Source organism: Megasphaera hexanoica, assembly GCF_043520715.1.
Taxonomy (GTDB): domain Bacteria; phylum Bacillota; class Negativicutes; order Veillonellales; family Megasphaeraceae; genus Megasphaera; species Megasphaera hexanoica.
The window spans coordinates 222,286-234,368 of record NZ_CP171361.1; the positions used below are offsets into that span (position 1 = coordinate 222,286).

The 12,083-nt window shown below is 47.9% G+C and carries 11 protein-coding genes; 4 read left to right on the forward strand and 7 right to left on the reverse strand.

Translation table 11 applies throughout. From position 1 onward, the window contains the following. Positions 1-22: 22 nt before the first annotated feature. Complete coding sequence (locus tag ACGTIC_RS01020; RefSeq protein ID WP_113855123.1) at positions 23-1,390, forward strand: aminopeptidase; 1,368 nt, start codon at positions 23-25, stop codon at positions 1,388-1,390. Between the two features lie 9 nt (positions 1,391-1,399). Here ACGTIC_RS01020 and ACGTIC_RS01025 read toward each other — a convergent pair whose 3' ends face one another. From ACGTIC_RS01025 to ACGTIC_RS01050, 6 genes are all read right to left on the reverse strand, one after another. Beyond that, positions 1,400-2,311 (reverse strand): ketopantoate reductase family protein, encoded by a 912-nt coding sequence (locus ACGTIC_RS01025; protein WP_075581688.1) that lies wholly within the window; start codon positions 2,309-2,311, stop codon positions 1,400-1,402. A 93-nt stretch (positions 2,312-2,404) separates the two neighbouring features. Next, positions 2,405-3,025, reverse strand: a complete 621-nt coding sequence (locus tag ACGTIC_RS01030; protein WP_113855124.1) for an RraA family protein — start codon at positions 3,023-3,025, stop codon at positions 2,405-2,407. Between the two features lie 10 nt (positions 3,026-3,035). Further along, on the reverse strand, positions 3,036-4,289 hold the full coding sequence (locus tag ACGTIC_RS01035; RefSeq protein ID WP_113855125.1) for an aconitase/3-isopropylmalate dehydratase large subunit family protein: 1,254 nt from the start codon (positions 4,287-4,289) through the stop codon (positions 3,036-3,038). Positions 4,290-4,309: 20 nt separating this feature from the next. Beyond that, the gene (locus tag ACGTIC_RS01040) at positions 4,310-5,596 is read right to left on the reverse strand and encodes a 2-hydroxycarboxylate transporter family protein (protein WP_059076187.1); all 1,287 of its coding nucleotides are present in this window, start codon (positions 5,594-5,596) and stop codon (positions 4,310-4,312) included. A 16-nt stretch (positions 5,597-5,612) separates the two neighbouring features. Beyond that, positions 5,613-6,113 carry a 3-isopropylmalate dehydratase gene (locus ACGTIC_RS01045; protein ID WP_075581691.1) on the reverse strand — a complete coding sequence of 167 codons (501 nt, stop codon included), beginning with the start codon at positions 6,111-6,113 and terminating at the stop codon, positions 5,613-5,615. Positions 6,114-6,126: 13 nt separating this feature from the next. Beyond that, positions 6,127-7,257 (reverse strand): aconitase family protein, encoded by a 1,131-nt coding sequence (locus ACGTIC_RS01050; RefSeq protein WP_162816189.1) that lies wholly within the window; start codon positions 7,255-7,257, stop codon positions 6,127-6,129. Between the two features lie 227 nt (positions 7,258-7,484). On the opposite strand from ACGTIC_RS01050, the gene ACGTIC_RS01055 reads away from it, so the two are divergent. Next, entirely contained in the window at positions 7,485-9,365 is a 1,881-nt protein-coding gene (locus ACGTIC_RS01055; RefSeq protein ID WP_113855127.1) for a PrpR N-terminal domain-containing protein, read from the forward strand. A gap of 5 nt (positions 9,366-9,370) precedes the next feature. On the opposite strand, the gene ACGTIC_RS01060 is transcribed toward ACGTIC_RS01055, so the two are convergent. After that, positions 9,371-9,973, reverse strand: a complete 603-nt coding sequence (locus ACGTIC_RS01060; protein WP_113855128.1) for a hypothetical protein — start codon at positions 9,971-9,973, stop codon at positions 9,371-9,373. A 201-nt stretch (positions 9,974-10,174) separates the two neighbouring features. Between ACGTIC_RS01060 and ACGTIC_RS01065 the strand changes: the two genes are divergently transcribed. Continuing rightward, entirely contained in the window at positions 10,175-10,738 is a 564-nt protein-coding gene (locus tag ACGTIC_RS01065; RefSeq protein WP_113855129.1) for a flavodoxin family protein, read from the forward strand. 167 nt (positions 10,739-10,905) lie between these two features. Next, complete coding sequence (locus ACGTIC_RS01070; protein WP_113855130.1) at positions 10,906-12,009, forward strand: hypothetical protein; 1,104 nt, start codon at positions 10,906-10,908, stop codon at positions 12,007-12,009. The last annotated feature ends 74 nt before the right edge of the window (positions 12,010-12,083 follow it).

Consider the following 12,083-nt stretch of genomic DNA (forward strand, 5'->3'; position numbering starts at 1 on the left):
TATACCATAAGGAGGAATATAAATGAAAGCATTTGATAGAGAAAACAGCGTCTGGGCTCGTTTTTCTGAAGAACAGCGCCTGGAAATGGAAGAATACAGCAAAAAGTACCGCCAATTTCTCGACACGGCCCGGACAGAACGGCTGGCCAATGCAGAAATCATCCGACAGGCTGAAGCTGCCGGTTTCAGACCGCTCAGTAACTATACCTCCCTTAAAGCCGGTGACAAAGTATACTGGAATCAGAAAGGCAAGTCCGTCATCCTCGCCGTCATCGGCACAGAACCTGTCTCCCAGGGGATGAAGATCGTTGGTTCTCATATCGACTGCCCCCGTCTCGACCTGAAAGCCATGCCCGTTACGGAAAAAAATGGCATCGTCTATTTCAAGACCCATTATTACGGAGGTCTTTTAAAATATCAGTGGGTCTGCCTGCCTCTTTCCCTGATTGGCGTCGTCTATACAGCTGACGGACGGCGCATCGACGTCTCTATCGGTGAAGACCCTGATGACCCGGTATTTTTCATCAATGACCTGCTCCCCCACCTCGGCAAAGACCAGGCAGCCAAAAAACTTTCCGAAGCCATCAGCGGGGAAATGCTCATGCCCCTCGTCGGGACTAATAGTGAAGAGGAAAAAACAAAGCCGGCCGTTCTGGAATTGCTGAAAAAGAAATACGGTATCGAAGAAGAAGATTTCGCCAGCGCCGAACTGGAAATCATTCCGGCCATTAAGAGCCGCGATGTCGGTCTGGACCGTTCTATGATTATGAGCCATGGCCACGATGACCGGGTATGCTCGTATGGCAATCTGGCAGCCATCCTCACAGCCCATGCCGGCACTAAGACGCAGGTAGCCTTGTTTGCTGACAAGGAAGAAATCGGTTCCGTCGGCAATACCGGTGTCCACTCGGCATTTTTCCCTGATTTCGTTGCCGAACTCCTGGCATTACAGGGCCATACGGAAGAACTATGGCTGCGCCGGACCATGCGGAACAGCCAGGTCTTATCCGCCGACGTATGCGCTGCCCTGGACCCTGTATTCGCCGATGCCTATGAAGAAACAAACGCGGCACGGCTCGGTTATGGCATATGCCTCTGCAAATACACCGGAGCCCGCGGAAAAGCCGGCAGCAACGATGCCAATGCAGAATTTTTATCCCAGGTACGCCAGATTTTTAACGCCGCCGATGTCCCCTGGCAGATTGGGGAACTGGGAAAAGTCGATCAGGGCGGTGGCGGCACCATCGCCTATATCATGGCCGACTGGGGCTGCGATGTCGTAGACTGCGGCGTCGCCATGCACAGCATGCACGCTCCCTTGGAAATCGTTGCCAAATCCGATGCCTATAGCGGATACCTGGCCTATAAAGCCTTCTTTGAAAGCAAGTAAACAGACCCGTTATTCAGAAGAAGTCCGTTCTTTCAACGCTTCATAAAATTGCTTTGACAAGGGAATGTCTATTCCCAGTTTCTCTGCTGTCTTTACGAGATAGCCACTGAACGTTTCCAGTTCATTGGGCCGGCGGGCCATGACATCGTGGGCAAGGGAGCTGGTTACATTCTGATTTTTCTGGCCTATGACGCGATGATAAATCGTATCGACCAGGTCATCGGCCAGATCAACTCCCTGAGCCTTCCCAATCGTATAGGCCTCATGGAGAAGGGTATGGAATTCCTCTTTTCCCTGCGGACGGGCAAATACACCGGCAAAGGTATCTTCATAATAGGCCGTAATCACGTTAATGGCGCAGTTGGTGATGAATTTATTCCACACTTCGACGCGGATATCGTCGGCATATCGTATTTTCAGCCCCGGATGATCGAGAAGATCATGGAGAGTTGTACTGTATTCCCCTTCAGCACTGCTGATATACATGCGGGCAAAGGCCCCGGACTGACGGATTGAAAAATCGGCCTGGGCTTCTGTATTAATGTAAATAGTCGAATCCATAATTTTTCCCTTCGGCAGAATAGACCGGGCTACCTCACTATGATCGACGCCGTTCTGCATGCAGACAATCATCGTATGATCATCTACGCAGGGGATCACGGCCTGTAATGCTGCCGGTAGGGAATAATTCTTGACGCAGACAAAAATCACATCCTGAATGCCGCACGACGACGGGTCATCGGTTACTTTCGGATGAGCTACGTGTTCACCAAAAAAATCACTGTGCAGAATAAGACCTTTTTCTATGAGAGATTCTTTCCGCTTGCGGCGGGCAATCAGAGTCACATCATCATAGTAGGCACACAAAAAAGATGCCATATATCCACCGATACCGCCAATTCCCGTTACCATGATTTTCATGAGTCATCACTCCCTCAACATATAAATCAAAAGACTGTTTTTACCATTTTAGCATAAGAAACAGGTAAAAACAGTCTTTTTTCGTCTCTATACTTATCTTTCTCCACAGGCTTTGGCAAGAAATTCATCTAGTGCGGCCAGATCAGGAATAACAGTATCCATCTTCCAACGGTCTTTTTCTTCTTTAGCCTTTGCGTTTTTCAGGACTTCTGCCGTTTTATCGACAGGAATAACGACGACGCCATCAGCATCGCCATAAATAATGTCTCCGGGATGGATAAGCGTATCGGCACAGACGACCGTCTGTTGTACTCGTCCCAGATAATTGACAGAGGGACTTTTCGGCGTGATACCGCGGGCAAAAACAGGAAAATCACCACTGGCAATGGCCTGACTATCACGAACGCATCCATCAATGACGATACCTGCCAGCCCCTGTTTTCTGGCAATAGTCACGACAATTTCTCCCAGGAACGCTGCATCGGTTGTTCCATGGGCAGCGATGACAAGGACAGCGCCTTTGGGAGCTTCCCGCAATGCTTTAAATACAACAGAACAATCATTTTTAACGACTTGTATGGTGTAAGCCGGTCCTGTAACGGTCATCCGTTTATCCAGTGGTTTAATAGCAGCAGCCATCGTCTGGCATCCTTCCATGGCATCTGATAACGATGTAGATGACACGCCATTCCATTCTTGTATATTAAATTCCATAGTATCTCTCCTATTTTAAATCAGCGGGATGTATTAAATGACCAGCAACAGCCGTGGCAGCCGCTACAACTGGTGAACCCAGGTATGTTTTGGACTTCGGGCTGCCCAGACGGCCCAGGAAATTCCGGTTATTCGTTCCAAGTAATACTTCATCATCAGACAATAACCCGCCACTTCTGCCTTCACAGAGCGAGCAATAGGGATGAGTAACCATAGCTCCAGCCTGAATAAATGTTTGTATGTATCCCAGAGCAATGGCCTGTTTAAAAATGGACCGCGATGCCGGTGTGATAAGCAGTTCCATGTGGGGAGCAATGTGACGCCCTTCCAGTACGCGGGCGGCAGCTGCCAGATCCTGCAGCCTTCCATTCGTACAGGAACCGATGAATACTTTATCTACTTTCATTCCTTCCAGTTCGGACAGCGGTTTGACGTTATCTACGTACGGATGGGCCGCAATATACGGTACCATATCTTCGGCTTTATACGTCAGCACTTTTTCGTACTCTGCATCGTCATCAAAATGGAGCCACGATACATCGTCATAATTTACGTTGCTGTAAGCACAACTTTCTTTTGTCGGTGCGAACAGTCCGACTTTGGCACCACATTCGACGGCCATATTGGCAATAGTCAGCCGTTCGTCAACGGGCATGGCATCGATGGTAGAGCCACAGAATTCCAGGGATTTATAGGTGCCGCCGGCAGCTTTCAGATCTCCCAGGATGCGCAGGGCGATGTCTTTGGAGCAGACTCCGTCCGGCAGTGTGCCGTCTATCTGGATTTTAATGGCTGACGGTACGCGGACCCACATTTCTCCTGTACCCAGGACGGCAGCCATTTCCGTGTAGCCGATGCCCGTAGAAAAAGCGCTGACAGCACCGTAGGTTGTCGTATGGGAATCAGTGACAAATACGACGTCACCAGGCCGGGCATATCCCAGTTCCGGCATAAGCTGATGGCAGATGCCGTCGCCGGCATGGACTTTGCGTGCGCCGAATTCTTCAGCAAACTGATATCCGTATTTCAGGTGATCCCCATCGAGGGGAAGGCAGGTCGGAAGCAGATGGTCGAACATAATGATGACTTTTTCCGGATCCCAGGATTTCGTAAATCCCATTTCCTTGAATTTCCGGTATACATTTGTCGTATAGATATCGTGAAACATGACGCAGTCCGGATGAGTGATGACGATGTCACCGGGTCTGCAGTCTGCTACGCCTGTATTATGCATCAGAATTTTTTCTGCTAATGTATGTCCCATGATAGCAGTCTCCTTCCGTACTATAAGACAAAGGATAAAATAACACTGCCTGCAATCAATACGAGGGCACCGCCCAGACGGGATGAAACGGCAGCAAAAGGCATGAGTTCCATTCTTTTGCAGGCACCAAGTGTAGCAATGTCACCGGAACCGCCCATATTCGCCATACAGAGGCCGGCTGTAATAGCGGCTTCGATGGGATAGAACCCGACAAACCAGCCGACAACAGCTGCTCCGACGATGGCACCTAATACGACTGCGGCTACAATGATTACATAACTGGGCGTCAAAGCAGGAATGACGGCACTCAGGCTGATCAGACCAAAGCCCAGCCCGGCCAGAAGGGTATTGGTGAAATTTTTGATGAAGAACTGGAACCAAAGAGCGCAATATCGTTCAATGTTAGCTGGCAATATTCCCAGAACTTTAACAACAATCATTAACAGAATCATCCAGGCATAGGCATGAATACTCGGAATGAACCGTTGAATCAACATACCCAGAGCCAGGAAAATACCGGCAAAAGTCATACCGACGGCAAAGACAGATAAATTCGTTACTGGTTCCTCTTTTTTTGCTTCTTCGGATTCTGCCTGTTTTCCTTCGTCACGCATAATATGACCGTTTCCCGTCATCCAGGGATGTATTTTTCCAAGACGGTCCAGAAGCCCTGCTGCAATGATGGCAAACGCATTCCCCAATGCTACAGCCGGCGTCATCAGGGCTAATAATTCACCTACATCGCGCTGCATGATTTCACCAAACATCTGGGAAAGTGGAACGGCACCAGCCGATGTCCCTCCTCCCATGATGGGTACAGATATAAACAGCGTCGTTTCTGAAAAAATATTTCCAAAAAGAAGTCCCGCTGCTCCGCCAAAAAGGATGGCCAGGATAAAGCCACCTATGATACAGGGTAAATACCGGATAGCAGCTCTGATAAGCAATTTGCGGTCCATGCCAAAAATACTGCCGCAACAGAGAGCTGCCAATGCAAAATTAATAAAAGTCCCGGTCATAAACGTTTTGCAGGTTTTGGCAAAATCATCCGGCACCAATCCATACATCACCATAGCTGATGTACCAAATAATACAACAATGGATCCGCCGCCCAGATAATCTTTGACGATAGGAATGCGGTCGCCAATGAACCGGAATGCTTCACCGTATACGATGAGCAATGGCAATACACCGGCCAGACTTCCCGGTAGAAATTTAAAGAAAAGGGCCAGATTGAGAATAACAAAAGCCAGTATGAAATAAGGCCAGTCCATATTCAAAATCTGCAGTCTTTTTGTCGTTTCCATATGTGTCTCTCCATTCTTACCCCTTTATGATTCCATTGCGTTTCTGCATGCTTTTGACAAGGCCACCGTCTTCAATAATCTGAAAAATATTATCCGGTATGTGGGGAATATCATATTTCTTCCCATGACAAGACACGTACCGGTTTATTTCTACGGTTACGACATCACCCTCAACGACATGATCTGCCAGTTCATTGCATTCAATCAATAAGAGTCCGTTATTAATAGCATTACGGAAAAATATCCGGGCAAACGATTTTGCAATAATACAGCGGATTTTCAATGCACTCAACGCTTCCGGAGCCTGTTCCCTGGAAGATCCACAGCCGAAATTATGTCCTGCCACGATAATATCTCCTGGTCTTATCGCAGCTGCCAGTTCCGGCCGCAGTGGTTCAAAGGCGTGTTTTTTGACTTCGTCCATCGTATCCAGTGTCAGCCACTGGGTCGGCATGATGATATCCGTATCAATATCATCACCTAACTTCCATATTCGTCCTTCAAAACGCATTTCCATATGCAAACACCTCCTATTCCTGCAGAATGCCACTCAGGGCGCACCTGGCTGCCACCTGCGGTGACGTCAGATAGACCTTTGCCGATACATCCCCGGAGCAGCCGGGATAGTGATAGGATCCCGTAGAAACCAAGGTCTCACCCGCGTCAAGTATTCCCTGCGCCCGGCCCCAGCAGACACTGCACCCCTGATTCATGACGATGGCACCGGAATCCAGGAAAATATCAATCAGACCCTCCTGCAAAGCCTGCAGGTACACAGTACTCGTTGCAGGCGCGACAATCAGGCGCAGACGATAAGCAATCCGTTTCCCCTGGAGAACAGAGGCAGCAGCTCGTAAATCGGATAATTTACCGCCACGACAGCCGCCAATAAATACCTCTTGCACAGGAACAGGTACCTGTTCCTGCAGGGGGACGATATGAGTCTGATTTCCCGGTTGAACGGCAAGAGGGCATACATCCGATACATCGAACGTCATAGAAGGAGCTTGTTCTGTATCCATGATGATGGCACTGATTCCCCCGGCCTGCTGCAGAAGATGGCAGAAATCATAACACTGATCTTGTGAAAAAACCGCCATATCCTTCTTTGCAAAAAGGAATAGATCTCCTGTCCTTCCATTCTGTTTCAACATTTTCAGTAATGCCAGTGCCGCATCCTGTGCAGATACAGTTTCAGCCATGCTGCCCCGTATGGCAATACGCTGTACAGGTGGACAAGTAAGCTGTAAGGGCCCACCCGATACGACAGAAGGCAATACTTCTTCCGAAACAGTAATTCCCAGGGCCCCTGCCGATCCCAGGCCGGCCATATGACTCCCAGTACCAGCAACAATCTGTCCTTCTTGTACATATTTTTCTATTAAACGAATATACCCGATGCCTTGGCACGATTCTATAGCCAACCCTTTTTCTACAGCCCAGCGAATCAGCCGGCGCTGTCTGGCACCTATATCGATGGAGCTATTAGGCGTATCATGGTCAATACAAACAATGATTTTCTCACTCTGAATCGTCGGTTCTGACAGAATGGCATCTATCGTTTTGTCACTCAGTGCGTCTGTCACCATGATGTAATCGGGCCAGATAGAACAAACAGACCGGGTATTCTGTAAAAGCTGTCGTATCTGCATTTTATCCATAGGTTCCATTCATCCTTTCTGATATCGTATTTCTTTTAGTTCTTTGATTGTACATGGTTTTATCTTATCTGCCAATTTATGAGTAAACAAAGGTAATCTATTGTTATTTGTTTCAAAAAATGCTATATTTTACCTAAATTGAAACATATATATATTTTTCTATTATTTTTTCTCCCATAATTTTCATATAATTCGGTTTTACAGGACTATTTTGAAAGGAGACTTACATGTCATTTTCAGCTGATACCCGTTCCTTCCGTATCTGTGTACTGGCCTACAGCCGTATTCTTCACATAGTCCATGATGTCATTCGCCAGTTACCTGACACAGGAGTCGAATATATCGTCATTGAAGCCGGCCTGGCCGATCAGGATGCCTGCGTCACCAGAGCAATCCGTCAGGGATGTGAAATATTTGTAGCTGGTCCCGCCGGAGCAACACTATTTGCCAACCACTACAGTTACCCCGTCATTCCCTTTCAGGTTCAGGATATAGATTATCTCCGGGCCATCCGCACAGCGCTGGATCAGGGATACCAGCACATTGGCATCATGCGTTACCGTCACGCAGCCCCTCTGCATCTGGATGTATTTCAGCAATTGATGAAAATCCGTCTTACAGAACTCGTTTACGATGCGATTCCACAGATTTATTCCATCGCCAGAAAAACGCAATGCGATATACTGATTGGTCCGGCAGCTGCTCAGGACGCAGCCGATGCAGCCGGCAAAGCATCACTCCTCGTCTATGCAGGAAGAGAAGCCATCCGCGATGCCTGTCTGGCTGCTGGTGAACAGATAAAAAGAATCTATGCAGCACGGCGCCATCGTGTCATTACTGAATCGTTACTGGGAACAACCCAGCTTGGTATCGTCATTATTAATACAGAACAGGTCATCGAATTTTTTAATCGTACCATGCAGAATTATACAGGACTGACATTGCATCAGGTCAGTGGCCGGACATTGACAGAGATATTTCCCAACCTGCCTTTGGATACATTTCTGAAAAGCGGACTCAGCCAGAAAGATAGTTACCACGTAATCAATGGTACCATGATGCGCTGTGTCTTCAGCCGCATCACAATTGGTTTTCACGCTGGTGGCGTTCTCCTCACGTTTCATCCCACCCCGCACAACACAAAAAAAGACCGGAAGCAACAGCGGTATACTATTGCCCCGGTTTATAAACTGGAAAAAATCACCGCGTATTCACCTGTCATGAGTCATCTTGTACAGCTTTGCCGTCATATTTCTCCCATCGAATACGCCACCACTCTTATCGGTCCTGCCGGCTGTGGTGGTGAAGAGCTGGCTCATTGCCTGCACAATGCATCCCGCCGTTCGGGCAATCCCTGTATGACACTGGATTGTTCTTCTACAACAGACGAACAGGCCGTTTCCACCCTTTACGGACGTACACAGAACGGATACACACGCAGCGGTCTCTTTTTTCATGCCGCCGGTGGCAGTATCATTATCATTCATCCCGGTCTGGCCGGTCCGCGACTCCTGGCTATCCTGCAGGAAGTTCTGACAAAACAGCAATACATCTCCCCGGAAAACGGAGAACCCGTAGTGCTGGATATTTTATTTTATACAGTAGCCACCGATCAGGAATACCGGCGGCTGCCTATAGAGCTGCGTCGGCTTCTGTCCATTCATTGTCTGACATTACCGCCACTCCGGGACCGGCCGGAAGATATCTGTGAGCTCTTTGTGAACTACGTCCATCAACAGCTGCCGCAAAAACGGCATACCCATCTCAGTGAACATATGACACAACTGCTTACCACATACAGCTGGCCCGGCAATATCATTGAACTGCGCAGCGTCAGTATCCGCTATGCCCTGCAGCTAAAAACAGCAGCCAGTCCAACCCTGCGTTACCGCTATCAGCTTCTGATGGAAGCCATCGGTGAAAACAATGTAAAAGAAGATCTATATCTCCAATATCCGGCACTGATGGAAACACCTGTCACCGATTTGAAAAACTTCCGTGCCGGTATTCAAAAGCTCCATTCCCTGTTCGGCTGTACGTATAAAGAAATCGCTGAAAAACTGAATATGAGCCGTACGACATTATGGCGCTTGCTCCATAGTACCTGAATTCTTCAGCGGAGCAGGGCGTATAAAACAAGGAGAACAAAGATAATGACTACCGGCTGCAGTCCTATAATAGCGATGACGACAGCCAGACACAGGAGAACGAGCAGGACGCCAATCACTTTGGAGATCCATGGCATCGGGGTCTCCTGTGCTGATGTTGGATCCATCGCCGATGGTTCCTCTGTAGGAGCATCCTCTGTATCTTCTGTCACAACTGTATCTGTCTGTTGCATAGTTTGCCCCGTTTTCCGGTCCTGTCTTCGTTTCTGCACAGTTTCCAGAGCTGCCAGATCATTATTACGGCCCGCTTCAAACCCTTTTTCAAACCCCCGGTCATGGCCGTAATCATAGCCTTTATCAAAACCTATGTCAAAGCCCCTGTCATATCCTGTATCAAAGTCATCGGTCCCTTCATCGGATTCAGGTAGTACCTGATGGGTGAGCGTATCGATTTGTCTCCCGCATCCTGGACAGATAACATCCCGGCTTTCATATTCACTGCCACAAAACGGGCATTTCCGCGGCACAGGCCAGCCGCATTCAGGACACGTATCCTCTTCATCACTGACATAGAAAAAACCGCATCCGGGACATTCCCGATAGGCCATGACACTCACCTTCTTTGTTTGATACATACGATTATAATAGTACTAGCTTTTATTTTTAGTATATACTTTTTCGCAGTAAAAAACATCTCTATTTCCATATAATTCCATTTAATCTTTCTCGTTTGACTATTTGCCTTTTGCGTGATATAGTAGATATGTAAAATTGATAAAAATTTGCAATGACATACAGGAGGGATTTTTATGAAAGTTATTTTACTCAATGGCAGCCGCCGCGAAAAAGGCTGCACCTATACGGCCCTTTCCGTCGTCGCTGATACGCTGAAAGAAAACGGAATTGATGCAGAAATCATCCATGCTGTTCCGGATACGGCTACAGTCAATGCCGTTGCTGAAAAAATGAAGACCGCCGATGGTCTCGTCATCGGTTCTCCCGTATACTGGGCTTCCCCGTCAGGAGAAATCGTTTCCTTTATGGATCAGCTCGCCGGAAAAGCCGGTGCGGCCCTCGTACACAAAGTTGGGGCAACCGTTGCATCTGCCCGTCGTGCCGGAACGACAGCTACTCTCGATGTCCTCAATAAATACCTGGCCTATCATCAGATGGTAAGCGTCGCTTCCAACTACTGGCCCATGGTACATGGCAATACGCCTGATGAAGTCCGTCAGGATGCCGAAGGTCTTCAAATCATGCGCGTCCTAGGCCGCAACATGGCGTGGATACTGAAGTGCATTGAAGCCGGTAAAAAGGCCGGTATCTCCGCACCGGAAACGGAAGCCAAAGTCATGACCAATTTCATCCGCTGAAGTATCCTGACAAAATCGTAAAAAGCCTGAACATAGCGTTTTTTTCTGCCTTGCAGGCTTATGTTCCATTCCTATCCTAAAAGAGACTGTATCCAGTCTCTTTTTTCTTGCTTTTTTCTATAACCTCACGTAATATAGGAATGATTATAGTATAAACGGGGGATAATATGAATAAGCAAACTATGACGCGCTCCGAATGGGTCTCATCCCAACTTCTGACATGGCACAATGCGATCAGTGCCATCGCTATTTTTTCCATTATCATGTATATTTTTATCAAAGGCCATCATCCCATGGTCATTATTGGCTTTTTTTGCGCCTTTTTCATTCTGACGGCATGGCGCATGCTGCTGACTATGGTTGTCGTATCGGTCATTGCCTCCGGTATTTGTCTGGCCTTTCCTTTTCTGGCACCGGTCGCCTTTATTATCATGGTCGTTTTATTTCTGGCCCGTATCGGCTTTATCCTCAAAAACTGGCGGGCCGTCATTGCCGGAATGTTCGTCTACGGTCTGGCTTTGACACTGTATTTTAAAATACAATGGATCTATACAGGATACCATTACATCTTTAGTGGACTGCGCCAGATTGTGCTTCTCCTGCCTCAATCACTACTCCATCTGATAAATAGGCCTGCTTTCTTTTTTACCTGTCTGGCTTTTACAACATTGGCTATAGTCATTGCCTTTATTTTCCAGATGCTGCTGTACTGGTTGTACCGTAATGGCTATACCGCTTCCGGAGCCCTTAGCATCATGGGAAGCATCCCCCTTGTCATCATCGCCCTGATTCTCCCCTTCTTAAAAGCAGCTGCCGTAGACGGGGCCATAGCTGACGGTATATCTGGCGACTTTACCCACGATGGGGCTTTTGCTCCCGACAGCGCCGTCAGTCATGACGGATTCATCAAAGCGCCATCGGGTTACCATCATGTCAATGGTTATACGCGTATCGCACCGGACGGCCACACGGAATACGTCCATGACTACATACGCTCCAATCCTGACGGAATCATCGAAAATAACCTGTCCTATCATGGTTCCCACCCGGCTCCCACAACTTCCGGATCACTGCCCGGCACGACGACACCTCATACCGGACAGGACGTACCGGCAACAGGAAGTGACACCTATGTCATGCTTGCCGGTTCTATACATGGTGCATTCCGGCCCGTATTTTCTGCCCGGCGTCATCTCATCCTGACCCTTATGGCCGTATATATAGGTGCCGGTATCCTGACCAGTACGGCCGTCTATTTCATATATCATTAACTCCATAATAGGTACTCGAACGGAAAAATTTAAGCAGGAATATAAGCTAAAAAGACTGTGCACGATGAAAACAT